At 53.7% G+C, this 25,697-nt stretch carries 23 protein-coding genes and 1 pseudogene; 11 read left to right on the forward strand and 13 right to left on the reverse strand.

Annotation, left to right across the window (positions count from 1 at the left end):
• Nucleotides 1-59: 59 nt before the first annotated feature.
• From potE to kdpF, 9 genes are all read right to left on the reverse strand, one after another.
• Complete coding sequence (gene potE / locus OGV75_RS11835; protein ID WP_016155987.1) at nucleotides 60-1,379, reverse strand: putrescine-ornithine antiporter; 1,320 nt, start codon at nucleotides 1,377-1,379, stop codon at nucleotides 60-62.
• Complete coding sequence (gene speF, locus OGV75_RS11840; protein WP_047501716.1) at nucleotides 1,376-3,574, reverse strand: ornithine decarboxylase SpeF; 2,199 nt, start codon at nucleotides 3,572-3,574, stop codon at nucleotides 1,376-1,378. Before speF ends, potE begins: the two co-directional genes overlap by 4 nt.
• A 256-nt stretch (nucleotides 3,575-3,830) precedes the next feature.
• Nucleotides 3,831-3,935, reverse strand: coding sequence for a leader peptide SpeFL (speFL, locus tag OGV75_RS11845; RefSeq protein WP_114149115.1), 105 nt, complete (start codon nucleotides 3,933-3,935; stop codon nucleotides 3,831-3,833).
• A 278-nt stretch (nucleotides 3,936-4,213) separates the two neighbouring features.
• The gene (gene kdpE / locus OGV75_RS11850; RefSeq protein ID WP_016152265.1) at nucleotides 4,214-4,891 is read right to left on the reverse strand and encodes a two-component system response regulator KdpE; all 678 of its coding nucleotides are present in this window, start codon (nucleotides 4,889-4,891) and stop codon (nucleotides 4,214-4,216) included.
• Entirely contained in the window at nucleotides 4,888-7,572 is a 2,685-nt protein-coding gene (gene kdpD / locus OGV75_RS11855; protein ID WP_284103933.1) for a two-component system sensor histidine kinase KdpD, read from the reverse strand. The genes kdpE and kdpD overlap by 4 nt, the downstream gene beginning before the upstream one ends.
• 10 nt (nucleotides 7,573-7,582) lie before the next feature.
• On the reverse strand, nucleotides 7,583-8,149 hold the full coding sequence (gene kdpC / locus OGV75_RS11860; protein ID WP_047359484.1) for a potassium-transporting ATPase subunit KdpC: 567 nt from the start codon (nucleotides 8,147-8,149) through the stop codon (nucleotides 7,583-7,585).
• Nucleotides 8,150-8,157: 8 nt separating this feature from the next.
• Nucleotides 8,158-10,206 carry a potassium-transporting ATPase subunit KdpB gene (gene kdpB / locus OGV75_RS11865; protein WP_016152268.1) on the reverse strand — a complete coding sequence of 683 codons (2,049 nt, stop codon included), beginning with the start codon at nucleotides 10,204-10,206 and terminating at the stop codon, nucleotides 8,158-8,160.
• A 20-nt stretch (nucleotides 10,207-10,226) separates the two neighbouring features.
• Nucleotides 10,227-11,906, reverse strand: a complete 1,680-nt coding sequence (kdpA, locus tag OGV75_RS11870) for a potassium-transporting ATPase subunit KdpA (RefSeq protein WP_046274707.1) — start codon at nucleotides 11,904-11,906, stop codon at nucleotides 10,227-10,229.
• The gene (gene kdpF / locus OGV75_RS11875) at nucleotides 11,906-11,995 is read right to left on the reverse strand and encodes a K(+)-transporting ATPase subunit F (RefSeq protein WP_001670793.1); all 90 of its coding nucleotides are present in this window, start codon (nucleotides 11,993-11,995) and stop codon (nucleotides 11,906-11,908) included. Before kdpF ends, kdpA begins: the two co-directional genes overlap by 1 nt.
• A gap of 308 nt (nucleotides 11,996-12,303) precedes the next feature.
• On the opposite strand from kdpF, the gene OGV75_RS11880 reads away from it, so the two are divergent.
• From OGV75_RS11880 to OGV75_RS11890, 3 genes and pseudogenes are all read left to right on the forward strand, one after another.
• Nucleotides 12,304-12,510, forward strand: coding sequence for a YbfA family protein (locus tag OGV75_RS11880; protein WP_003022870.1), 207 nt, complete (start codon nucleotides 12,304-12,306; stop codon nucleotides 12,508-12,510).
• Nucleotides 12,511-12,634: 124 nt separating this feature from the next.
• The gene (gene phrB, locus OGV75_RS11885; protein ID WP_286480697.1) at nucleotides 12,635-14,053 is read left to right on the forward strand and encodes a deoxyribodipyrimidine photo-lyase; all 1,419 of its coding nucleotides are present in this window, start codon (nucleotides 12,635-12,637) and stop codon (nucleotides 14,051-14,053) included.
• 46 nt (nucleotides 14,054-14,099) lie between these two features.
• Nucleotides 14,100-14,465, forward strand: a pseudogene (locus OGV75_RS11890) (Rpn/YhgA-type helix-turn-helix domain-containing protein); the annotation flags it as partial.
• 49 nt (nucleotides 14,466-14,514) lie between these two features.
• Here OGV75_RS11890 and dtpD read toward each other — a convergent pair.
• Nucleotides 14,515-15,996 carry a dipeptide permease DtpD gene (dtpD, locus tag OGV75_RS11895; protein WP_213239182.1) on the reverse strand — a complete coding sequence of 494 codons (1,482 nt, stop codon included), beginning with the start codon at nucleotides 15,994-15,996 and terminating at the stop codon, nucleotides 14,515-14,517.
• Nucleotides 15,997-16,285: 289 nt separating this feature from the next.
• Between dtpD and ybgI the strand changes: the two genes are divergently transcribed.
• Genes ybgI through nei form a run of 8 tightly spaced genes read left to right on the forward strand, consistent with a single transcriptional unit; the run spans nucleotide 16,286 to nucleotide 22,581 of the window.
• Nucleotides 16,286-17,029 (forward strand): radiation resistance protein YbgI, encoded by a 744-nt coding sequence (ybgI, locus tag OGV75_RS11900; protein WP_029139454.1) that lies wholly within the window; start codon nucleotides 16,286-16,288, stop codon nucleotides 17,027-17,029.
• A gap of 15 nt (nucleotides 17,030-17,044) precedes the next feature.
• Nucleotides 17,045-17,701 carry a 5-oxoprolinase subunit PxpB gene (gene pxpB, locus OGV75_RS11905; protein WP_046274709.1) on the forward strand — a complete coding sequence of 219 codons (657 nt, stop codon included), beginning with the start codon at nucleotides 17,045-17,047 and terminating at the stop codon, nucleotides 17,699-17,701.
• Nucleotides 17,695-18,627 carry a 5-oxoprolinase subunit PxpC gene (gene pxpC, locus OGV75_RS11910; RefSeq protein ID WP_046274710.1) on the forward strand — a complete coding sequence of 311 codons (933 nt, stop codon included), beginning with the start codon at nucleotides 17,695-17,697 and terminating at the stop codon, nucleotides 18,625-18,627. The genes pxpB and pxpC overlap by 7 nt, the downstream gene beginning before the upstream one ends.
• The gene (gene pxpA, locus OGV75_RS11915; RefSeq protein ID WP_080859010.1) at nucleotides 18,617-19,351 is read left to right on the forward strand and encodes a 5-oxoprolinase subunit PxpA; all 735 of its coding nucleotides are present in this window, start codon (nucleotides 18,617-18,619) and stop codon (nucleotides 19,349-19,351) included. Before pxpC ends, pxpA begins: the two co-directional genes overlap by 11 nt.
• A 55-nt stretch (nucleotides 19,352-19,406) precedes the next feature.
• Nucleotides 19,407-20,129, forward strand: a complete 723-nt coding sequence (locus tag OGV75_RS11920; RefSeq protein WP_003831395.1) for a DUF969 domain-containing protein — start codon at nucleotides 19,407-19,409, stop codon at nucleotides 20,127-20,129.
• On the forward strand, nucleotides 20,126-21,121 hold the full coding sequence (locus tag OGV75_RS11925; protein ID WP_016152277.1) for a DUF979 domain-containing protein: 996 nt from the start codon (nucleotides 20,126-20,128) through the stop codon (nucleotides 21,119-21,121). The genes OGV75_RS11920 and OGV75_RS11925 overlap by 4 nt, the downstream gene beginning before the upstream one ends.
• A gap of 9 nt (nucleotides 21,122-21,130) precedes the next feature.
• Nucleotides 21,131-21,775 (forward strand): pyroglutamyl-peptidase I, encoded by a 645-nt coding sequence (gene pcp / locus OGV75_RS11930; RefSeq protein WP_016155998.1) that lies wholly within the window; start codon nucleotides 21,131-21,133, stop codon nucleotides 21,773-21,775.
• A gap of 14 nt (nucleotides 21,776-21,789) precedes the next feature.
• A complete protein-coding gene (gene nei, locus OGV75_RS11935) occupies nucleotides 21,790-22,581 on the forward strand; it encodes an endonuclease VIII (protein ID WP_200010774.1) in 792 nt (263 codons plus the stop codon).
• On the opposite strand, the gene OGV75_RS11940 is transcribed toward nei, so the two are convergent.
• The 3 genes from OGV75_RS11940 to OGV75_RS23640 all read right to left on the reverse strand — a co-directional run bounded on the left by OGV75_RS11940 (nucleotide 22,578) and on the right by OGV75_RS23640 (nucleotide 25,342).
• Nucleotides 22,578-23,624, reverse strand: a complete 1,047-nt coding sequence (locus OGV75_RS11940) for an AbrB family transcriptional regulator (RefSeq protein WP_115190819.1) — start codon at nucleotides 23,622-23,624, stop codon at nucleotides 22,578-22,580. The genes nei and OGV75_RS11940 overlap by 4 nt on opposite strands.
• Before the next feature lie 174 nt (nucleotides 23,625-23,798).
• Nucleotides 23,799-25,082, reverse strand: coding sequence for a citrate synthase (locus OGV75_RS11945; protein ID WP_016152281.1), 1,284 nt, complete (start codon nucleotides 25,080-25,082; stop codon nucleotides 23,799-23,801).
• A 206-nt stretch (nucleotides 25,083-25,288) separates the two neighbouring features.
• Nucleotides 25,289-25,342 (reverse strand): hypothetical protein, encoded by a 54-nt coding sequence (locus OGV75_RS23640; RefSeq protein ID WP_418135082.1) that lies wholly within the window; start codon nucleotides 25,340-25,342, stop codon nucleotides 25,289-25,291.
• Nucleotides 25,343-25,697 lie beyond the last annotated feature (355 nt).

Consider the following 25,697-nt stretch of genomic DNA (forward strand, 5'->3'; position numbering starts at 1 on the left):
CTGACGCGTTTTGTAGGCCCGGTAAGCTTTAGCGCTACCGGGCTTTTTTATGCCAGGATTTAACTATGCTTATTTTTCAGTTCAAAACGCGGTGATACCAGGCCATACAGCGTCCAGCCGAGGAAGGTCACGATAGAACCATAAAGCATTGCTTCTTCGCCAGAGGAGTAGAGCGCATAGAAGCTGTACAATGCGCCAACAAACGCCACGAAGTTCGCCGGTTTCGCTTTTGACGACGGAACATTCGCCATTTTTTGAATAATTACCAGCGCGGCCATCGACAGAATATACGGAATGATGTTCGTTACCACCGCCAGGTTGACCAGCACGTTGAACTGACTGTTCAGTGACGGGCTGATAGTCATCAGCGATAAACCACTCTGGATGATCACGATAGCCAGCATCCCCTGTACCGGCGCGTCTACTTTGGTCACGCGAGAGAAGATTTTAGGGAAGTAACCCCCATCAGCCGACGATTTGAATACCTGAGCGATAGTGAACTGCCAGCCCAGCAGTGAACCGCAGCAGGACATCACCATCAGCGCCATGATCACCTTACCGACTTCCGGGGTGAACATTTGTGCGAAGGCTAAACCGAACGGTGCTGTAGAGTTAGCCAGATCCATATTCGGCACAATCCCGGCTATCACGTTGGTGGAGATGATGTAAATCACCGCCGCGCCCAGCGTACCGCCCAATACGGCGATGGGCACGTTGCGTTCCGGGTTGTCTACCACTTCAGCGTTGGCGCAGGCCGATTCCAGACCCAGAAAAGCCCACAAGGTCATCGCAATGGAAGAACCGACAGCCGTGAAGAACGGGACGTGGTGTGGATTCCAGGAGTTAGCGTACAGCGTCGGACTGAACCAGAACCAGCCGATGATACACAGACCGACAACCGGAATAATGACGCCCCAAACGGTGATGCTGCTGATCTGCCCGGTAATGCGCGCCCCGCCAAAGTTAGCCACGGTACAGATCCACAGTACACCAATGGTTGCCAGGCCAATCTGCACCGGCGTCAGTGTGGCGCCAAACAGCTCGGTACCGTAGCCAACGGCGGAGATGGCGATAGCCACGTTGGCGATTAACAGCGAAACGCCATAAGTGTAGTTCGCCATAAAGTTACCGGATTTGCCAAAGGCGTATTCAGCGTAACCCCCCATACCGCCAGATTTACGGCTGAACATACCGCATTTTGCGAAGGCCCAGGCCAGCGCCATTGAACCGACAGCAGTCACCAGCCACGAGATGATCGAGATAGTACCGACTTCCGCAAGCTTGGTGGGCAACATGATGATTCCGGATCCCATCATATTAACCATGGTCAGGATAGTGAGCTGGACGACGCCCATTTTGTTGGATTTGGCTTTGCTCATAACATTTCCCCTTTCAACAGAGCGTGTTGCGCGCTTTGTTGCTTAATCACGTAGCACCACACCTGTTTACGACCGTCGTGTTCTTCGATGTAGACACCCTGGAGTTCAGGCGCAAAACCCGGTAGCAAATTGATTCCTTCTTCCAGTGCGCTGAAGTAACGTAATACTGAACCGCCCCAGATTTCACCCGGAACCACACACAGCACGCCCGGAGGATAAGGCAGCGCGCCTTCTGCCGCGATGCGACCTTCAGCGTCCGGCAGACGCACCAGTTCAACTTCACCACGCAGATATGCATAGTTGGCATCCTGGGGATTCATGCTGACGCGCGGGAAATGTGCCTTACGGAACATCTCTTTCTGTAGCTGCTTCACGTTGTGACGCGCATACAAATCGTGCATCTCCTGGCACAGCTGGCGCAGGGTGTAACCGGCGTAACGGGCTTCATGCTGCTTGTAGATCGAGGGCAGAACCTCGGCTAGCGGGGCATCGGCTTCCAGCAGTTTTTCGAAACGTACCAGCAGGGCGACAAGCTGCTGCAACTTCGCCATATCTTCTGCGGGGGTCAGCAGGAACAGGATGGAGTTGAGGTCGCATTTTTCGGGCACCACACCATTTTCGCGCAGGAAGTTAGCCAGAATGGTAGCCGGAACGCCGAAGGTATCGTATTCGCCGTTACGCGCATTAATACCCGGAGTGGTGAGCAGCAATTTGCATGGATCCACAAAGTACTGGTGTTCGGCATATCCTTCAAAGGCATGCCAGTGTTCACCGGGGACAAAATGGAAGAAACGCAGGTCGCTGGCGATTTCAGCGGTGGGATAAGCCTGCCACGGTTTACCCTCTACTATCTCCGGCACGAACGGGCGGATATGGTGGCAGTTTTCCAGGATCAACTTACGAGTATCAATTCCGTTGACGACGCAGTCCATCCACATGTTGCGCCCGCTGACGCCTTCATGCATTTTGGCGTTGATGTCCAGCGCGGCAAAGAGCGGATAGAACGGGCTGGTGGAGGCGTGCATCATGAACGCGTTATTCATTCGTTTATGAGGCACGTAGCGAGACTGGCCTTTAATATGGCTGTCTTTTTTGTGGATCTGCGAAGTCTGAGAGAAGCCTGCCTGTTGTTTGTGCACTGACTGGGTGACCAGAATGCCGGGGTCATTTTCGTTAAGATCCAGCAACAGCGGAGAGCAATCGGCCATCATCGGAATAAACTGCTCATAGCCAACCCACGCGGAGTCAAACAGGATGTAGTCGCACAGATGACCGATCTTATCCACCACCTGACGGGCGTTATAGATTGTGCCGTCGTAGGTACCTAACTGAATCACGGCCAGACGGAATGGACGCTCATCTTTCGAACGTTGTGGCGCAACTTCACTCACCTGTTCACGTAGATAGCCTTCTTCAAAGCAGTGCGCGTCGATCCCGCCGATAAAGCCGTACGGGTTACGCGCGGTTTCCAGATATACCGGCGTTGCCCCGGCCTGCAATAACGCGCCGTGGTGGTTTGACTTGTGGTTGTTGCGGTCGAATAACACCAGATCGCCTGGGGTGAGCAATGCGTTAAGCACCACTTTGTTCGATGAGGAGGTCCCGTTCAGTACAAAGTAGGTCTTATCCGCGTTGAAAACTTTAGCTGCGTGCTGTTGTGCGATGCAGGGCGCGCCTTCGTGAATCAGCAGATCACCCATTGCGACATCGGCATTACACAAATCGGAGCGGAAAAGTGTTTCGCCGAAATATTCGACAAACTGATTACCCGCAGGATGGCGACGGAAAAACTCGCCCCCCTGATGACCAGGACAATCAAAGGCGCTGTTACCCTGATTGACATAGTCGACAAGCGCACGGAAGAACGGCGGACGTAACTGCGTTTCATAATGGCTGGCGGCGGTTTCTAACTGCCGGCCATAAAAGGCGGTACGGGCTTCATTACATTCGAATACACCTGAGATCCGCGGCAGATGTTCAGATGGAACACGTTCTTCATTTTCGGTGGCGATAAAAACAGGAATCCCATAGCCGGTGGCGTCAATTTCATCGAGTTTTCCACGTTCAATATCATTGATGGATAACACGATAGCAGCAACATCAATAAAATTACTTTCATCGATATTTACGCAAGAACGCTGCGTAGAAAAACAATCAGGACAGGAACGGCTTACGGCAATTTTTAATTCTGACATTTTCATCTCTTTATTTTTAGGTAATAGCAGGTCCTCAATTCCTCAAATGAGAAATTGATAACTCCGGAAAAAAAAGCAAAGTCATACCGCTGATAAATAAATCAGTAAGTTGCTTTTTTGAAGATGCAATAAACCCTAACCGGTCCGGTCACAGGTAATACAGGGTTATGCAGGGAGAGCACTGCGGATACAGGCGTTAGCCTGCGATACAGAGAGTCAGGAAGACCTGTATACTTGAGTGCCCTTAGTCGGAAGACTAACGGGCATTAAAGAAATGAAAGTCGAAACTGTTGCGGTGGGCAAACATCATAATATGCGTTGTTCGCCTTATATGTGGCATTGTACGGCTATTATTTTCCATTTTAGTTACCTTTACTGGATAAGTGGAAGGTGCGGGTATTTTATCCAGGAAATGGCTATGAACTGTGAAGAAGATCAATAAAAAACGATCGTTTATAAAATATTTAGTCGCCATTTATGCATAGTGCGGGACAAGATGCTGTTTTGTTGTTTATATGTTATTTATTTGTATTTTATTATTTTTTTACAATATTCTACTGGCTGCATAATAAGTATTATGCAGTGGAGTGAGTAATGAAAAATATATTTATTAATTAATCAGAAAAAATGAATAAGAATTCACGGCATAAACCGATAGCCAATTCCGGTTTCGGTCAGAAAATGACGCGGACGGGCCGGGTCCAGTTCCAGCTTCTGGCGCAGGTGTCCCATATAAATACGTAGATAATGACTGTGTTCGACGGCGTTTGGTCCCCAAACCTGATTTAACAACTGGCGTTGCGTCAGTACCTTCCCGGCATTATTTAGCAGAACCGCTAACAGACGAAACTCAATCGGCGTCAAATGAATTTCCTCGTCACCACGGTGAACGAGGCGCGCGGCAATATCCACTTTGACGTTGGAAAAATGTACCACCGGTTCGGGAGACGCACCGCTGGCGTGGCGACGCAATGCCACGCGCAATCTCGCCTGTAGCTCGCCAATGCCAAAGGGTTTACTGAGATAGTCATCGGCACCGGCATCCAGCGCAGCAATTTTATCGCTTTCCTCACTGCGGGCTGAAAGCACAATCACCGGAATCGCGCTCCATTGTCGCAGGTCGCGAATAAAATCAATGCCGTCGCCGTCCGGCAGGCCGAGATCGAGAATGATGAGATCGGGTTTTCGCGTGGCGGCTTCCAACAGACCACGTTGCAGCGTTTCCGCTTCATATACACGCAGGCCATCGGCTTCCAGCGCAGTGCGCAGAAAGCGGCGAATGGCATGTTCATCTTCAACAATCAGTACGTTCGTCACATATCCTCATGAAAATCTTCAAGTTCAGGGGGGATTTCCTGGGGCAGTGTAACACGAAAACAGGCTCCTCCCTGCGCGCGGTTGTGGACCGAAATAGTACCGCCGTGCACGTCCACAATAGCCTGACAAATTGCCAGCCCCAGCCCAACGCCGGGCACCGATGACTCTTTATTTCCCCGGGAAAATTTGTCAAAAACGCGCTGTTCCATACCCGACGGAATACCCGGCCCATTATCCCAGACGTCCAGTTGCAGATGTGCGCCATCGACGCTGGCATCAATACCGATTTGCGCCTGTGGCCCCGCGTATTTGACGGCGTTTTCCAACAGGTTAATCAGCACCCGTTCAAAGAGCGGACCATCGACGTGAATCAGTGTTAACGGTTCAGGTAACGACAGATTTATCGGGGCAGAGAGACCGGGCTCCAGCATCTGCAGGGCGCTGCCGACCACCTCTTCCAGCGTTAACCACTCCTTCTTAAGATTAAAGCCGCCAGACTGGATTCGCGCCATATCCAGCAGATTATTAACCAGCCGGGTAGTATTCAGAACGTGCTGGCGAATCTCACTGGCCTGGCGCGCGTGTGGCGATCCCTCGCTAGCCAGATCCAGCGTTAAGATTTCCGCCTGACCGAACAACACCGTCAACGGCGTGCGTAAATCGTGGGACAGAGCAGCGAGCAGGGCGTTGCGAATGCTTTCGCGCTCGCTGGCAAACCGCGCCTGCTCTTCGCTGGCGGTCAGCGTCAGGCGCTCCAGCGCACTGGCTACCAGTAGAGTGAAGGTTTCCAGCAGGCGTTGCTGTTCGGGGATCATAAGCTGGCGTAAATTTCCCGGTTCGACTACCAGCAGCCCATGCGTTTTATCGGCGCTTTTTAACGGTAAAATCTGATACGGCACGCCCGGTAACGTGTCGGTGCCTGCACCGGCCGGTTGCCCTTTGTCAAAGCTCCATTGGGCAATGGCGTCATCCCACGGCGTCATGCCCTGTTGATGGGTGAGCGGGGCCAGCTTGCCGTTCTCACCGGGCAGTAAAACCTGGCTGCGGGCCTGAAACGTTGAAGCGATAAACTGTTCACTGGTGGCGGCGATATCCGTCTGACTCCGACCGACGGCCAGCGCTTTCGACATCTCATACAAATGACGCGTACGCTGTTCACGATAACGCGCTACCCGCGCCTGATAACGCACCCCGGCGGTCAGATTACCAATAACCAGCCCTACCGTTAGCATTACGGCAAAGGTGAGCAGGTACTGAACGTCTGAAACGGCCAGCGTCCCGCGTGGGGCAATAAAGAAGAGATCGAAGCTGGCGACGTTAATAAAGGTTGCCAGCACTGACGGCCAGCGTCCGTAAAAGAGTGCGATAACCACCACACCCAATAAATAGATCATCACCAGGTTGGCGGCGTCAAAGGCCATTAGCCACTGCATGGCGATTAGCGTAATGATGGCGCACAGCGCAACGGCAACCACACAACCCTGAATTTGTACCCGCCATTTATCCTTAAAGGTGCGACTATCTGCCGTTTGCAGCACAGGGCGTGAAGGGGGCTCATCGAGCGCAACAATCATCAGGTCGAGATCCGGTGCGCGATGAGCGAGTTTGTCGGCAAAGGAATCGCTACGCCACCAGCGACGCGTAGTCGGACGCCCGAGCACAATTTTTCCCAGATTATGCTCACGGGCATAGTGGATGACCGCTTTGTCTTCGGCGGGGTCGGAAAGGGTGGCTGTTTCTGCGCCTAACTCCTGAGCCAGCCGCAGAGCGCTTAAAATTGCGCGGCGTTGTTTTTCGGGCAGTCGGTGCAGCGCTGGCGTTTCGACATACACCGCATGCCAGACGCTGCCGAGACGCGCCGCCAGACGTGCGGCGGCGCGTACCAGTTTTTCGCTGCCGGTATTGTGCCCAATGCACAGTAAAATAGCGTCGCGGGTATGCCAGACTTTCTCCTCTCCCGGACGTCCTCGCCAGGCGCGCATCTGATCGTCTACCCGATCAGCCGTGCGGCGCAGGGCAAGTTCACGTAGCGCGATCAGATTACCTTTGCGAAAGAAATGCTCAATTGCTCTTTCTGCCTGACCGGCGATATAGACCTTGCCTTCGTTCAGGCGCTGGCGCAAATCGTCGGGGGGGAGATCGACCAGCACCACATCGTCGGCGGCATCGAAAAAAGGGTCGGGTACGGTTTCACGAACCTGAATGCCGGTAACGCCGCTGACCACGTCATTGAGACTTTCCAGGTGCTGCACGTTAACGGTAGTAAAGACATCAATCCCGGCTTCCAGCAGCTCTTCAATGTCCTGCCAGCGCTTAGGATGCCGTGAGCCTGGCGCATTACTGTGCGCCAGTTCATCCATCAAAATGAGCGCCGGACGGCGGGCCAGCGCCGCGTCGAGATCGAACTCATTGATATGGCGGTCGTGACGCGCCTGTCGCTTTAGCGGCAAGATGCTGAGGCCGTCCAACAGCGCGGCGGTCTCTTTGCGTCCATGGGTTTCCACCACGCCAATCAGCACATCTAACCCTTGCGCCCGCAGTCGCTGGGCCTCTGCCAGCATGGCCCAGGTTTTGCCGACGCCAGCACAGGCACCGAAGAAAATTTTCAGTTTTCCCCGGTGCGGGGCCGTGGTCTGCTCCAGCAGGCGATCGGGGTCGGGGCGTAAGGGTTCGTTATGCATGTCCTTTTTCTCAGTGCTTATCCAGCGCTAAATTAAGTTCCACCAGGTTCACCACCGGCTGACCGATAAAACTGACCAACGGCTTTTGCGTATATTGTGCAACCAACCGCGTAACCTCTTCAACGCTGAGGTTGCGAGCCTGCGCCACGCGGGGAATTTGCCAGGCCACCGCGGCTGGCGTCAGGTTGTTATCCAGCCCGCTGGAAGAAGCCGTTACCAGCTCTACCGGGACGGCAGGACTTGCCTGCGGGTTGGCGGCACGCAGCGCGGCAATCCGGCTTTGCAACTGTTTATCCAGTTCCGGGTTGCTGGCTGCCAGATTACTGCCGCCTGAAGCCATTGGATTATAGGGCATTTCAGCTGTGGCAGACGGACGCCCCTGAAAATAACCGGCAGCGGTAAAATGTTGCCCGATGAGCTCAGAGCCGCGAACAACCTGACCTTCGCTAAGAAGCGAACCGTTAGCCTGGTGGGGAAACCACCACTGCCCCAGCGCGGTCGTCAGCAACGGGTAAGCCCCGCCGGTGATAAGCATCAGGAAAATCAATGTTGATAATGCAGGACGTAATCCACTCATCTGAAACCTCACACCAGACCCAGCAGGGTCAGCAGTAAATCAATCGCTTTGATACCGATAAACGGCACAACCAAACCGCCCAGACCATAGATCCACAAATTGCGGCGCAACATCGCGGATGCGGACAAAGGTTTGTAGCTCACGCCTTTTAGCGCCAGCGGGATCAGAAAGACGATAACCAGCGCGTTAAAGATAACCGCGCTGAGGATCGCCGAGTCTGGCGAATGCAGTCCCATCACGTTCAGCGCATTGAGCTGCGGATAGGTGGCGGCGAAGGCGGCCGGGATAATAGCGAAATACTTCGCGACGTCGTTGGCAATACTGAAAGTGGTCAGCGAACCGCGCGTCATCAGCATTTGTTTACCAATGTGCACTACTTCAATCAGTTTGGTGGGGTTGGAGTCGAGATCCACCATGTTACCTGCTTCTTTCGCTGCCTGAGTTCCCGAGTTCATGGCGACCGCAACGTCCGCCTGCGCCAGGGCTGGAGCGTCATTGGTTCCGTCGCCGGTCATCGCCACCAGACGACCTTCCGCTTGATACTGACGAATCAGCGCCAGCTTGGCTTCCGGCGTGGCTTCAGCTAAGAAGTCATCCACTCCGGCCTCAGCGGCGATCGCGGCAGCGGTCAGGCGGTTATCGCCGGTGATCATCACCGTTTTAATCCCCATTTTGCGCAGTTGAGCAAAACGTTCTTTGATCCCGCCTTTCACAATATCTTTCAGCGCAATCACGCCCAGTACGTGGGAGCCTTCGGCAACCACCAGCGGCGTTGCGCCAAGGCGAGCGACGCTTTCGACCTTCTGCTCCACATCGGCGGGAAAGTGGCCGCCGTTGGCTTCAACGTGCCGACGAATGGCATCGACCGACCCTTTGCGGATCATTCGGTTGTCGATGTTGATGCCGCTCATCCGGCTTTGGGCGGTAAACGGCACAAAGGTAGCGTGCAGCGATTGCACGTCGCGAATACGCAGATTAAAGCGCTGTTTTGCCAGGATCACGATGCTGCGGCCTTCCGGCGTTTCATCGGCCAGCGATGAAAGCTGTGCGGCGTCGGCCAACGTTTTTTCGTCCACGCCGTGGGCGGGCAGAAAATCTGAAGCCTGACGGTTACCCAGCGTAATGGTGCCTGTTTTATCCAGCAGCAGTACGTCTACGTCACCTGCCGCCTCTACTGCACGTCCGCTGGTAGCGATGACATTCGCGCCCAGCATGCGGCTCATCCCGGCGACGCCAATCGCTGAGAGCAGTCCGCCTATCGTTGTAGGGATCAAGCACACAAGCAAGGCAACCAGCACCGTGATGCTGACCGCACTACCACCCCAGGCGGAAAACGGCCATAGCGTGGCGGTCGCCAGCAAAAAGATAATGGTCAGGGCAATCAGCAGGATCGTCAGGGCGATTTCATTGGGCGTTTTACGCCGCTGCGCGCCTTCAACCATGGCGATCATCCGGTCGAGGAACGTTTCACCGGGGTTTACGCTGCATTCGATAACCAGCCAGTCGGAGAGGATGCGGGTCCCGCCGGTGACGGAGGCGAAATCGCCACCGGATTCACGAATCACAGGCGCGGATTCACCGGTAATGGCACTTTCATCTACTGATGCGCCACCTTCAATGACCTCGCCGTCACACGGGATAATATCGCCAGCTTCCACCAGCACGATATCCCCTTTCCGTAAATCATCGGCAGGAACGTGATCCATTGCCGCGCCGTATTTGGGTTCGCGAAGTTTACGGGCAAAGGCGGTTTTTTTGACTCCCTTTAGGCTATTAGCCTGAGCTTTACTGCGACCTTCTGCCAGCGCCTCAGCGAAGTTGGCGAACAGAACGGTAATCCACAGCCACAGACTTATCGCGCCGGTAAACCACGGGCTACCCTGCATATGACCTGTTGCCATCGCCACCGTTAACAGTGTTGTTAACAAACTGCCCAGCCAGACGATAAACATCACCGGGTTACGCCACTGGGTATGTGGGCTTAATTTTTTCACGGCGTCCATCAGCGCCTGTGCGACCAGAGAGGGTTCGAACAGCGCCAGTTGCTTGCGACTCATAGTAATGTGCTCCGCATCACTCAGTGTAATGACAGGTATTCTGCGACCGGGCCAAGCGCCAGGGCAGGAACAAAGGTGAGAGCGCCAACCAGTAACACCGTACCGATTAACAACCCGACAAACAGCGCGCCGTGGGTAGGTAGCGTGCCTGGGCTTGCTGGCTGGATCTTTTTACTGACCAGCGACCCGGCAATAGCCATCACGGGGATGATCACGCCGAAGCGACCGAAGAACATGCACAGGGCCAACAGGCAGTTCCAGAACGGGCTATTGGCGCTTAATCCGGCAAAGGCGCTACCGTTGTTGTTCGAGGCAGACGATACGGCATACAGGACTTCACTAAAGCCGTGAGGACCTGGATTAAGCATGGCGCTGCGCCCGGCATCGCTCATCATGGCGATCGCTGTACCGAGCAGGACCAGCGTAGGGGTGACCAGAATCGCCAGCGCGGTCATTTTCATTTCGCGCACGTCGATTTTCTTACCCAGATACTCCGGGGTACGGCCAATCATTAACCCGGCGATAAATACCGCCAGCAGCACGAACAGCAGCATGCCGTACAGACCTGAACCCACACCGCCGAAGACCACTTCACCAATCTGCATCAGCCACATAGGTACCATGCCGCCCAGTGCGGTAAAGGAGTCATGCATCGCATCGACAGCCCCGCAGGATGCTGCCGTGGTGACGACGGAAAAGAGACTCGTGGCCAGCACGCCAAAGCGGCTCTCCTTGCCCTCCATGTTGATATTGCTGTCGGCACCGAATGCCATCAGGTGCGGGTTGCCCTGAACTTCGGCCCACATCACGACGGCAACGCAGACTGCAAAAATCAGTGACATGGCCCACAGTAAGGTCCGCCCCTGACGACGATCGCCCACTACATCACCAAAGGCAAAACACAGCGCGGTGGGAATTAAGAAAATAGCCAGCATCTGTACCAGATTGGTCAGTGCGGTTGGGTTTTCAAACGGATGCGATGAGTTAGCGTTAAAGAATCCCCCTCCGTTAGTGCCGAGCATCTTAATCGCTTCCTGTGAGGCGACTGGCCCCATTGGCAGCAGCTGTTTCACCCCTTCAAGGGTGGTGATGGGCTGATAAGGCAATATGTTTTGCAACGTACCTTGCTGAATGAAGAACAGGGCAATGAGCAACGCAATAGGGACGAGGATCCACAGCGTAATGCGAACCAGATCGACCCAGGCGTTGCCCAGCGTGTTCATACTCTGGCGTGTGAAAGCGCGGGTCAGGGCAAAAATCACCGCAATTCCGGTCGCCGCAGACAGGAAATTCTGCACGGTCAACCCGGCCATCTGGCTGAAATAGCTTAAGGTGGTTTCGCCAGCATAGGATTGCCAGTTGGTATTAGTGACAAAACTCACCGCCGTGTTGAGCGCCAGATCCCACGAAAGCCCTGGCAGTTGCTGGGGATTTAGCGGCAGCAGGTTTTGCGCCATTAGCATCGAAAACAGGACCAGCAGGCCCAGCGCATTGAGAGCAAGGATAGCCAGCAGATACTGCCGCCAGTTCATCTCCTGCTGCGAGATGCCCAGACCGCGCCAGAGTAAATGCTCCGCGCCAACCAAGCCCGGCAGGGGCGTATTGTTGATCAGTCGAGCCAGCCCAAATCCCAACGGTCTGGCGATGACAAATAGCACCAGCAAGAAACTGGCAATGAGTAAAAATCCTTGGGCTGCCATCAGAACGCCTCCGCATTGATCAGGGCATAGACCAGGTAACCTAATAATAAAAAGACCAGCACAATGCCGGTTATCACGCCTGCACTCACAGTGCACCTCCAGTGGCATAAATGTGATAACCAGAGCGTAGGTTTTTGCTTGCAAAGATTTCGCAAAAATCAGCGGGTGGGGTGTAAAAAAAGTATAAAAATGGCAAAAACCATTATTTAACTAATGGTTAGTATTAATTTAACCTTTATGTAACTTAATTACGGTTTTATGCTAAACGGAGCATCAATAGATAAAAATAAGTGGTCGGATGAGTAGCAAAATTACACACAAGGCGGTATTATTTTCATCAGTTAACCAAATTTATTTTTCCGGTGCTATTCACCGAACAGATATATGGGAGAGGATTATGGACTTTTATAAAGAATATCCAGCACACATTGTTTTCTTGCGCCGTACCTTTGCCGTAGTGGCGGGCGTGCTGGCGCTACCGGTCATGCTGTTCTGGAAAGACCGCGCTCGTTTTTACAGCTACCTGCACCGCGTCTGGTCTAAAACCAGTGATAAACCGGTGTGGATGGAGCAGGCTGAAAAAGCCACCTGCGATTTCTACTAAGTTATCGTTCTTGCTCAAGAAAACCGCTCACAGTAATGTGGCGGTTTTTTTTATGCGCCGACGTCTACACTTGTCGGTGTAATAGATAACGAGTGGCAATGATTAATTTATATCCGGGAGTATTATGACCACCCATCTGGTCTGGTTTCGACGTGATTTACGTCTGCATGACAACCTCGCGCTGGCGGCGGCTTGTCGGGATCGTACTGCGCAGGTCATCGCGCTATATATCTCTACTCCTGAGCAGTGGAAGGCGCATGAAATGGCCCCACGTCAGGCGGCATTTGTGAGTGCGCAGTTGAATGCGTTGCAGACGGCGCTGGCGGAAAAAGGCATCCCGCTTCTGTTTGATGAAGTTGCAGATTTTGCGACCAGCGTGGAAACCGTCAAAAACGTCTGCGCACAGCATAGCGTCAGCCGATTGTTTTATAACTATCAATACGAAATAAACGAACGTCAGCGTGATGTCGCCGTTGAGAAGGCATTACCCCATGTGGTGTGTGATGGGTTTGACGACAGCGTGATCTTGCCTCCGGGGGCGGTCATGACCGGCAATCACGAAATGTATAAAGTCTTTACACCGTTTAAAAATGCCTGGCTGAAGCGGATTAAAGAGGGTGTTCCAGAATGCGTTAGTGCGCCGAAGGTGAGAGAAAGCGGCGCTCTTGACGCTCCGTTAACATCAATAACGCTGAGCTATCCGCAGCAAGATTTTGATACGCAGCGGTTTGTGGCAGAAGAAAAATTGGCTATCGCGCAATTACGCCAGTTTTGCCAGCAGGCCGCGAGAGAATATGAGCAACAGCGTGATTTCCCTGCGGTTGACGGTACCAGTCGATTATCCGCGAGCCTGGCGACAGGGGGATTGTCGCCGCGCCAGTGCCTGAATCGACTGCTCGCGGAGCAGCCGCAGGCGCTTGAAGGAGGGGAAGGCAGCGTCTGGCTGAACGAACTTATCTGGCGTGAATTTTATCGTCATCTGATGACTTACCATCCGGCGCTGTGTCGGCATCAACCGTTTATCCGTTGGACCGATCGCGTGCAATGGCAGAATAATCCGGCACATTTGCAAGCCTGGCAAACAGGGAACACGGGATACCCGATTGTTGATGCGGCGATGCGTCAGCTCAACGCCACGGGCTGGATGCATAATCGATTACGCATGATTACGGCCAGCTTTTTAGTGAAAGATCTGCTGATCGACTGGCGTAAAGGCGAGCAATATTTTATGTCGCAACTGATCGATGGCGATCTGGCGGCCAATAACGGCGGCTGGCAGTGGGCGGCATCAACCGGGACCGACGCCGCACCGTATTTCCGTATCTTTAACCCCACGACTCAGGGCGAAAAATTTGACCGCGACGGCGAGTTTATCCGCCAGTGGCTGCCGGAACTGCGCGATGTGCCGGGTAAAGCCATTCATGATCCGTGGACGTGGGCTGAAAAAGCGCAGGTTACGCTTAACTATCCTCGTCCGATTGTCGATCATAAACAAGCAAGACTGGCGACGCTGGCGGCCTATGAGGCGGCGCGTAAAGAGTAGGCATGGTGGATTTCAGCGTAATGCCTTCCAGCAGAATGAGAATGTGGTGATAGCGCTTGTAGAGCAACTGACCACGCTGCTACTTACTGGATGCGCTAATGACACGCAACTACAAGCGATGTTTAATTACATTCTACAATCTGGCGATGAATCTCGCTTTAATGAGTTTATGCAAGAGATGGCACAACGGATCCCCCAACACAAGGAGAGGCTGATGACTATTGCAGAGCGGTTACGGTTAGATGGATTACAGGAAGGTCTACAACAAGGACTACAACAAGGCAAAGAAGAAGGAAAACAAGAAGCGGCATTGCGTATAGCGCAAACCATGTTGGAGCAGGGAATAGAACGCGAAATGGTAAAACTTGTGACCGGTGTTTCAGAAGCGGATTTGGCTGTAAACCATGCATAATCTCCAGAAGAACAGGCCCGAATCTTATTACATCATCGGGCCTGTAAACTCAGGACTCTACCGCCAGCGAACGATTTCTGAACTTCAGCGACTGGTACAGCCAAATCAGCAGCACCAGCACCACACAGGCCAGCGCGCCCCAGGTTATTTCGCTAAAGACATCAATATATGCATTGATGGAATAGTTGATAGCGCCCGCCGAGTCAAACGAACCTTGTGAGGTCTGATCGGCGATAACGCCGGCCAGGTAGTTGGCGATGGCTCCGGAAAGCAGCATGTAAATACCCGTTAATACGCCGGTCACTCCTGGGATCTCGATACGTGTAATCTGAGACATAGCCACCGGATCGATAAACAGCTCGGCAAAGCCCATGACCGCCAGCCCCAATACCATCAGCGGCATGGAAGAGTGACCGTAAGCCGCAGACCAGCGGGCGCTCAAGGTCAGAATACAGAATCCGGCGCTCATTAAACCGAGGCCAAGGGCAAATTTACCCCAGATACGGACGGTACGATTACCGCTAACGCTTTCTTTGACCACCCAGGCCAGCACGATACCGCACAGCATAACGGCAAAGGCGTTAACCGACTGGAACATCGCGGTAGGGACGGAATATCCCAGAATATCTCGGTTAACGAAGCGGTCGATATACAGGCTAATCGAACTGCCGCCCTGTTGAGCAAAGGCCCAGAACAACAGACTGAAGAAGGTCAACGTAACGATAAGCCCCAGCTCTTTGCGCTGTTTCTGGGTCTGCGCCTGGCGGTAAATCTTCGCCAGAACCGCCAGACCAATAACAGTAGCAACGATCAGTGCGTAAACGGACCACTCTTTCCAGAACAGAACGGTAATCAGCAGCGGTGCTGCAACCAGCAGAACTAATAACCAGGCCCAGTTTGGCAGCATATATTTTTTCGCACACAAGACGGCCTTGTTGACGCCGGTGGTATGGGCGAAATGGCGATTACCGCATACGAAAATCACCAGCCCCGCCAGCATGCCAATCGCCGCCAGCGCAAAGCCCATCGCCCAGCTGTACTCTTCCTGCACGTAGCCGCAGGCAATGGGCGCGATGATTGAACCAATATTACCGGCAGCGTAGAGCAGAGAGAATCCACCGTCACGGCGAGGGTCTTCAGGCTGATACAACTCGCCCAACAGGCAACTGATGTTGGATTTAAACAGACCGTAGCCACAGACAATAATCGCCAGCGACAAATAAAGGAACGTCGGGGCCATTTCGCTGGCGCCCAATACCAGATGCCCCACTGCCATTAAAAATGCGCCGATCATCACCGCCATTCGATTGCCGAGCACTTTATCGGCCAGGTATCCCCCAAGAATGGGCGTGACGTAGACCAGCGAGCAGTAGGCGCTGAACAGTTCATATGCGTGATTATCGTCGTACTTAAGCTGGTTAGTGAGATACAGGATCAGCAATGCACGCATGCCGTAAAAACTGAAGTATTCCCAAATTTGTAGCGCAACGACGTAATAAATCGCCCGTGGTTGAGATGCTTGTTTATTCATTCTTTTCTCGAAGTAAATGCCTCGCGACAGGCTGAACGTGCTGCGCGAGTGTGTTTCCTTAAAGTTTTAACTTTGATACAGATCTGATTATTTTTGCAATATGCTGTCTGATTGCATAAATATACATGAATTAGAGCGCGTGGGGGTAAGCAAATTGCGTTCAAATCGGGTGTGATTGTTTCTTGATGTGTCAGTGAAATGTCTATCGACGAACGCAAGCGGGAACGCTATTTTAACCTAAGCTGTGTTGCTGATTGGGCAGGCAGAATTTATGACTACGAGGACGATGATGAAAAACACCGAACTGGAACAACTGATCAACGACAAACTGAACAGCGCCGCCATTAGCGACTATGCGCCGAATGGTTTGCAGGTTGAGGGCAAAGAGACGGTGCATAAAATCGTGACCGGCGTGACCGCAAGTCAGGCGTTACTGGACGAGGCGGTACGCCTGCAGGCGGATGCGGTCATCGTTCATCACGGTTATTTCTGGAAAGGCGAATCTCCGGTTATTCGCGGTATGAAGCGCCATCGTCTGAAAACGCTGTTGGAAAATGATATCAACCTGTATGGCTGGCACCTGCCGCTGGATGCTCACCCGGAACTGGGTAATAACGCGCAACTGGCAGCGCTGTTGGGGATCACCGTCATGGGTGAAATCGAGCCGCTGGTGCCATGGGGAGAACTCTCCATGCCGGTTCCGGGGCTGGAGCTGGCATCGTGGATTGAAGCGCGTTTAGGGCGTAAACCGTTATGGTGCGGTGATACCGGGCCGGAAAAAGTTCAGCGCGTCGCCTGGTGTACAGGGGGCGGTCAGAGTTTCATTGATAGCGCAGCCCGGTTTGGTGTCGATGCCTTTATCACCGGTGAAGTTTCAGAGCAAACCATTCACTCAGCCCGCGAGCAAAGGTTGCATTTTTATGCTGCTGGTCACCATGCGACCGAACGCGGCGGCATTCGCGCATTGAGCGAATGGCTGAATGAAAATACCGATCTGGACGTAACCTTTATCGATATTCCTAATCCAGCGTAATAAAGAGGGACGAAAGTGCAGCGAGCGCGTTGTTATCTGTTAGGTGAAAGTGCGGTGGTTCTTGAGCTGGAACCTCCCATTACGCTGGCGACTCAGAAACGCATCTGGCGTCTGGCCCAGCGTCTGGTTGATGCCCCGAATGTGCTGGAAGCTATTCCGGGAATGAACAATATCACGGTTACCCTGCGCGACCCGAAAACGCTGGCGCTGGATGCGATTGAACGCCTGCAGCGCTGGTGGGAAGAGAGTGAGGCGCTGGAGCCGGACTCGCGCTTTATTGAAATTCCCGTGACCTATGGCGGTGAGTTCGGCCCCGATCTGGCAGAGGTCGCCCGGCACAGTGGATTAAGCGACAAGCAGGTCGTCGAACTTCATGCGTCGGTTGATTATGTGGTGTGGTTTATCGGTTTTCAGCCGGGATTTCCCTATCTCGGGAGCTTACCTGAACCGCTCCATACTCCGAGGCGTGCGGAACCGCGTCTGCTTGTTCCGGCAGGTTCTGTAGGTATTGGCGGATCCCAAACGGGGGTCTATCCGCTTTCCACGCCAGGTGGATGGCAATTGATTGGCCGTACCTCCGTTGCGTTATTTGATCCAAAACGGCAGGAGCCGATTCTGTTACGGGCTGGCGATACCGTGCGTTTTGTTCCGCAGAAGGAGGGGATATGTTAAACATCATTCGCGCTGGCATGTACACCTCAGTACAGGACGGGGGACGCCATAGTTTTCGTCAATCCGGAATCAGTCACTGTGGCGCGCTGGATAAACCGGCGCTGAACGTTGCTAACCTGCTGGTAGGTAATGATGCGAATGCCGCTGCGCTGGAAATCACACTGGGGCAACTGGTGGTGGAATTTGAAACCGATGGCTGGTTTGCCCTGACCGGTGCGGGATGTGAAGCGCACCTGGATCGTACTCCCGTATGGAGCGGATGGCGGCTGCCGGTGAAAGCCGGGCAACGTCTGATGCTAAAACGTCCACATCACGGCATGCGCAGCTATCTGGCGGTAGCGGGCGGTTTTGATGTGCCCGAAGTAATGGGCTCGCGCAGTACCGATCTCAAAGTCGGAATTGGCGGGCTGGAAGGGCGTCTGCTGCGCGATGGCGATCGGCTGGCAATTGGCGCATCGACCCGGCAATTCAGCGGGCCGCAGGGCGTAAAACAGCTGATGTGGGGCAACCACATTCGTGCGCTCCCCGGGCCTGAATACCAGGAGTTTGACGAAGTATCGCAGGCTTCTTTCTGGCGCTCCCCGTGGCAACTGAGTCCGCAAAGCAACCGTATGGGGTATCGCTTGCAGGGGCAGTCGCTGACGCGCACGACCGATCGCGAGTTATTGTCGCATGGTTTGCTCCCTGGCGTAGTGCAGGTTCCGCATAATGGTCAGCCCATCGTGCTGATGAACGATGCTCAGACGACGGGCGGCTATCCGCGTATCGCCTGTATCATCGAAGCAGATATGTATCATCTGGCGCAGATCCCGCTCGGCCAGCCGATCCATTTTGTGCAGTGTTCGCTGGAGGAAGCGCTTAAGGCGCGCCACGATCGGCAGCGTTATCTGGAACAGTTAACATGGCGACTTAACAATGAAAATTGATCTCAACGCAGACCTCGGTGAGGGATGCCCTAACGATGCAGCGCTGCTGCAACTGGTGTCATCAGCCAACATCGCCTGTGGGTTTCACGCCGGTGATGCGCAGACGATGCTTTTAAGTGTGCGCGAAGCGCTAAAAAATGGCGTAGCGATAGGCGCGCATCCGAGTTTTCCGGATCGGGAAAATTTTGGCCGTAGCGCCATGACCCTGCCTGTGGAAACGGTGTATGCGCAGACGCTGTATCAAATTGGTGCGCTGGCTGCCATCACGCGTGCGCAGGGCGGCGTAATGCGTCATGTTAAACCGCACGGTATGCTTTATAACCAGGCGGCGAAAGATCCTCAGTTGGCGGATGCTATTGCTAAAGCGGTGTATGCCTGCGATTCGTCGCTGGTTCTGGTAGGACTGGCGGGAAGCGAACTGATTCGTGCCGGAGAACGCTATGGTCTGGTAACACGTCAGGAGGTTTTTGCCGATCGGGGTTATCAGGCGGATGGCAGTCTGGTGCCGCGCAGCCAGCCGGGCGCATTGATTGAGGATGAAGAGCAGGCGCTGGCGCAAACGCTAGAAATGGTGCAATCCAGCAGAGTAAAAAGCCAGAGTGGAACGTGGGCGAGCGTGACAGCCCAGACGGTATGCATTCACGGGGATGGTGAGCACGCACTCGCTTTTGCCCGTCGCTTGCGAGCCGCATTCAATGCATGCAATATTCAAATTAGCGCATAAATTTATTCATAAAAAACAATAATATATTACACAACAACATATACAGGACTGAATTATGGGAGAGGTAATTTCTCTCTGGCCATTGACGGGGATCGCCGTCATCGTGGTCGGATTTCTTTTACGTTTTAACCCGGTATTGGTGGTCATTATTGCCGGGATCGTCACGGGGCTGGCGGCGCATATGCCGATCGCCACTATCCTTGAGAAGCTGGGTGAAGGTTTTCTTAACACCCGCAACCTGCCATTTATCCTGCTGATCCCGCTGGCGGTTATTGGCCTGCTGGAACGCCACGGACTCAAAGAGCGTGCTCAGGCGTGGATTGCAAAAATCCGCAGCGCCACCAGTGGCCGTCTGCTTATTGTCTATCTGTTCATTCGCGAAGCGACCGCTGCGTTAGGGTTGACCAGTCTGGGGGGGCATCCGCAGATGGTGCGTCCGCTGCTGGCGCCGATGGCGGAAGGAGCCGCAGAGAAAAATCACGGCGAGATACCTGGGGCGGTACGCTATCGTCTGCGCGCCATGTCAGCTGCGACCGATAACGTCGGACTGTTCTTCGGTGAAGATATCTTTGTTGCCTTCGGTGCCATCATTTTTATGCACAACTTTATGCTGGAGTCTGGTGGGATCCAGACCGAACCGCTGCATATTGCCTTGTGGGGGATCCCAACGGCAATTTGTGCATTCCTGATCCACGGTACGCGTCTGTGGCGTCTGGATAGCTATTTGCAACGTGAGGTGGCGAAAGCGAATGCCGCAGCGAAAGGGGAAGCGAAATGAATTTTCAACAAAGCTATCTCTACTGGCTGGCGGGAGCGGTATTACTGATTGTGGCGCTGATGTCCTGGCAGGACAAAGCGAACCCGCGTCGCTTCACCACCGGCCTGTTTTGGGGCATATACGGCGTACTGTTTCTGCTTGGTGACTGGACATATTCGCTGTTTGGCGACAAACGCACGGTGCATATTGCCGTTGGCGTTGCGGTGGTCGTGCTGGCCCTGATCGCCGGTTTTGGCGGCGTGAAGCTGGGAAGCTACCATCAACGAACGCAGCAACAGCGCGAAGAAAGCGCCAGTCGTCTGGGTAACCGCCTGTTTTTCCCGGCGCTGGCAATTCCGGTGGTAACGGTTATTGGCGTGTTGATGTTCAACCATATTCCGGGCTTACAGGATGCGCTGTTTGGGCCGGGTAATCACGCCACGCTGGTGACGCTCTTTTCCATGACCGCAGGCTCGTTGATTGGTCTGGCGATGGCGATAAAAATGACCCATGAGCGGGTTCATCAACCGATTCAGGAGGCGCGCCGTCTGCTGGACTCCATCGGCTGGGCGTTTATCCTGCCGCAGATTTTGGCCACGCTCGGGCTGTTGTTTACGGCAGCGGGCGTAGGCAGCGGTATTTCCTGGCTAACGCAAGAATACCTGGCGGTGGATAGCCGCTTTATCGCAGTGGCGGTGTACACCCTCGGCATGGCATTGCTGACGATGGTCATGGGCAATGCGTTTGCCGCTTTCCCGATCGTGACCGCCGGAATTGGGATTCCGATCCTCGTGCTGCAGCACGGCGGCAATCCGGCAGTAATGGCGGCAATTGGTATGTTCTCTGGCTATTGCGGGACGTTAATGACGCCGATGGCGGCAAACTTTAACATTGTTCCTGCGGCGCTGCTGGAGCTGCCGGATAAAAACGCGGTGATTAAAGCGCAGGTGCCAACCGGCATACTGCTGTTGCTGGTCAACGTGTTCCTGATGTATTTCCTGATGTTCTTGTAAGGTGACAGGATGAAAACAGTACTCATCACGGGATTTGAACCCTTTGGCGGCGAGTCAGTTAACCCTTCCTGGGAAGTGGTCTCGGGCCTCGACAATGCTATCATCGGCGGATGCCGCGTCGTTGCCCGCCAACTGCCGTGCGTCTTTGGCGAGTCTCTTGCCGTACTCAATGGTGCGATTGACGCGCTGTCGCCATCACTGGTGCTGGCGGTGGGGCAGGCGGGGGGGCGCACGGATGTCACCGTGGAGCGCGTGGCGATCAACGTTGACGATGCGCGTATTGCGGATAATCAGGGTCAACAGCCGGTAGATGTGCCGATTGTGGCCGATGGTCCGGCGGCGTGGTTTAGTTCGTTGCCGATCAAAGCGATGGTTGTTGCCATGCGCAACGCGGGAATTCCGGCTTCGGTTTCCCAGACCGCGGGCACTTTCGTTTGTAACCACGTGATGTATGGCCTGCTGCATAAACTACGTGACGTTCCGGCGGTAAAGGGAGGATTTATTCATATCCCTTATTTGCCGCAACAGGCTGCACAGCACCCCGGGGCGCCAAGTATGGCAGCGGACACGGTGCGCCGGGCGCTGGAAGTTGCGATTGCCACCGCGTTGCAGGTGGAGAGTGATATCGCAGTGACGGGCGGTGCAACACATTAAAAAAGGACAGTCTTATGCCTGAAGGCCCGGAGATCCGCCGCGCGGCGGATAACCTGGAGGCGGCAGTCAAAGGCAAACCCCTGACCGATGTCTGGTTTGCCTTTGAGCAGCTAAAACCGTATCAATCTCAACTGATTGGGCAGAGTGTTACCCAGCTTGAAACGCGGGGTAAAGCATTGCTGACCCATTTTTCTAATGGATTGACGCTGTACAGTCACAATCAGCTCTATGGCGTGTGGCGAGTGGTGGATACCGGCAAAATACCGCAGACTTCGCGGGTACTGCGTGTCAGGTTGCAAACACATGACAAAACTATTCTGCTCTATAGCGCCTCTGATATCGACATGCTGACGCCGGAACAGCTCGCTACCCATCCGTTCCTGCAACGGGTTGGGCCGGACGTTCTGGATTTACGTTTAACGCCCGATGACGTGAAAGCGCGTCTGTTATCCCCGCGTTTTCGCAATCGCCAGTTTTCTGGCCTGCTGTTGGACCAGACGTTTCTGGCGGGATTAGGTAACTACCTGCGGGTAGAGATTCTCTGGCAGGTAGGGCTGACCGGGCAGCATAAAGCGTCGACGCTCGGAGATGAACAGTTGGATGCGCTGGCGCATGCGCTGCTTGATATTCCTCGTTTGTCCTATAACACCCGCGGGCTGGTGGATGAGAATAAACATCACGGCGCGCTGTTTCGCTTTAAGGTCTTTCACCGGGATGGTGAAGCCTGTGAGCGCTGTGGCGGAATCATCGAAAAAACGACGCTCTCTTCACGACCCTTTTACTGGTGTCCAGGATGTCAGCACTAAGCGGGATGCTTTGGCGCGTGTACTGAAATAAACCGCGCCACCGCCGGGCCAGTCAATAAAATACTGAATAGCCGCAGGGTTTGCATCGCCATGATCAGCGCCATATCGGCGTGACTCCCCGCGGCAATCACCGCAACAGAATCCACGCCGCCTGGACTGGTCGCCAGATAGGCGGTAAGAAAATCTATCTGCATGTAATGCGCCAGTCCCCAGGCCATAGCGGCGCAGATCGCCATCAGGGAAAAAATGGACAAGAGGATTTGCGGTAAGGGGCGCAACGCCATTAAAAAGATCTGCTTGTCAAAGCCCAGACCGATTTGCCAGCCGATGGCCATATAGGCAATCGCCAGCAACCATTCCGGCAGTTCGATCACCATCACGCCACCGGCATTCAGCAATGCGCCTGCCAGCATCGGTAGCAACATGACGCCAGAGGGGATACGCAATAGACGCCCGGCCGTACCGGCAACGGCGGCCAGCGCCAGGGTACTGAACAGATTGCTGCTCAGCGGCGGAAACCAGACGATTTGCTCACTGACCGTTTGGGCCTGGTCGCCCATCATCACTCGGGTGACCAGTGCCGCCGCACCAACCACCAACAGTACGCGCAGATACTGCATAAACGCCACCAGCCGGATGTCGGCACCATATTCCTGCGCCATCGCCACCATTGCCGCCGCACCGCCAGGTGATGAGCCCCATGCACCGGTGTTTCCCGGTAGGTTACTGTAGCGAACCAGCAGCCAGCCGATTACCGCGCTGCTGATAAGGGTCGCCAGCAGGATGATAATCACCATCGGCCAGTGGGCCGTAAGGGTCGTCAAGATTGAGCCCGTCAGGTTTTGGGCAATCATGCAGCCGAGAATCGCCTGTGCGCCAAGAAATGTGCAGCGGGGAGGGTGCAGTGAGATGCCGCGCATACTGAATATGATGCCGACGATCATCGAACCGAGCAGCAGCGGTCCTGGAAGGTGTATAAACAAAAAGAACAGGGAAAGAAGGAGCGATAGCAGAAACAACAGGCTCCACTGCAAAACAGGCATCCCATGCTCCTGAGTGAAATGACGGAAATCTCAGTAAATCATAGAGAAAGCATGATGAGAATAAAATAATATACATCAAAAAAAACAGGTCGGATTCTGGCTTCAATGCCTTGTCCGACCCGGGAGAATTAATGGCTGTAAGCCGGACAGGCGCTGGCGCCATCCGGCAGACAATTAACGCTTAATATCAGACTTAAAATCGCGCTTATCGTAGCCGGTGTACAGCTGACGCGGACGAGCGATTTTCATGCCGTCGGTGTGCATTTCGTTCCAGTGTGCAATCCAGCCCACGGTACGCGCCATGGCGAAGATAACGGTGAACATGGAGGACGGAATACCCATCGCCTTCAGGATGATGCCGGAGTAGAAATCTACGTTCGGGTAGAGTTTCTTCTCGATGAAGTACGGGTCGTTGAGCGCAATGTGTTCAAGTTCCATCGCCACTTCCAGCAGATCATCTTTGGTGCCCAGTTCTTTCAGTACTTCATGGCAGGTTTCACGCATGACGGTGGCGCGCGGGTCATAGTTTTTATAAACACGGTGACCAAAGCCCATCAGGCGGAAGGAATCATTCTTGTCTTTCGCGCGGCGAACAAATTCCGGAATGTGTTTAACAGAGCTGATTTCTTCCAGCATTTTCAGCGCAGCTTCGTTTGCGCCGCCGTGTGCTGGTCCCCACAGGGAAGCAATACCGGCCGCGATGCAGGCAAACGGGTTAGCGCCAGAAGAACCGGCGGTACGAACGGTAGAGGTTGAGGCGTTCTGTTCGTGGTCAGCGTGCAGGATCAAGATACGGTCCATTGCGCGTTCCAGAATCGGATTCACTTCGTATTTTTCGCACGGCGTGGAGAACATCATGTTCAGGAAGTTACCGGCGTAGGAGAGGTCATTACGCGGGTACACGAACGGCTGCCCGATGGAATATTTGTAGCACATCGCTGCCATGGTCGGCATCTTGGACAGCAAACGGAAAGCGGCGATTTCACGGTGACGCGGATTATTCACATCCAGCGAGTCGTGGTAGAACGCAGCCAGCGCCCCGGTAACACCACACATAACGGCCATCGGGTGAGAGTCGCGGCGGAAACCGTGGAACAGGCGGGTGATCTGCTCGTGGATCATGGTATGGCGAGTGACTGTGGTTTTGAACTCGTCGTACTCCTCCTGCGTCGGTTTTTCGCCGTACAGCAGGATATAACACACTTCCAGATAGTTCGACTCGGTCGCCAACTGATCAATCGGGAAGCCGCGATGCAGCAAAATACCTTCGTCACCGTCGATGAAAGTAATTTTGGATTCGCAGGATGCGGTAGAGGTGAAACCTGGGTCAAAAGTAAACATCCCTTTTGAGCCAAGACTACGAATATCAATAACATCTTGACCGAGCGTACCTTTCAGCACATCCAGTTCAATAGCAGAGTCACCATTTAGAGTGATTTTTGCTTTAGTATCAGCCATTTACGGTCTCCTTAGCGCCTTATTGCTTAAGACTGCTGGAACTCACATTTGCCTTCGTACATCAATGAACCGTTACCAGTTTGTTATTTGGCTCGCCGCTCTGCGAAAGAGGGGATAACCTGGGTACAGAGCTATGGGCGCTTGCAGGTAAAACGGTCTTTTCATGGCGAATAAATTGCAAATCAAGAACTTAGCAATCCGAATTATTAAACCTGTCTATCACTAATAACTGTCCTGACTGTATTGGTCAATACTTCCACACTGTTACATAACTAAATGTCCGGTGAAAGAGTGACCCCATAACTTTTACGCATTATATGCTTTTTCTGGTGTTGTTTGTAACAACTTTGTTTAATGATTGTCAAATTAGATGGTTAAAAATTAAAATAATGTTGTTATCGTGACCTATGTCACTGTTCGGGATAAAACCCGACAAACTATATGTAGGTTAATTGTAATGATTTTGTGAACGTCCTATACTGCCGCCAGGTCTCCGGAATACCCTGCAATCCCGAGCCAACCAGCGTTGTAACGTGTCGTTTTAGCATCTGGAAGCAGTGTTTTATATGACGCGTAGTTATAGTAAGGACGCTGTCTGACCCGCACGCAGACCGG

Source organism: Citrobacter sp. Cb028 (genome assembly GCF_030336705.1).
Lineage (GTDB): Bacteria > Pseudomonadota > Gammaproteobacteria > Enterobacterales > Enterobacteriaceae > Citrobacter > Citrobacter braakii.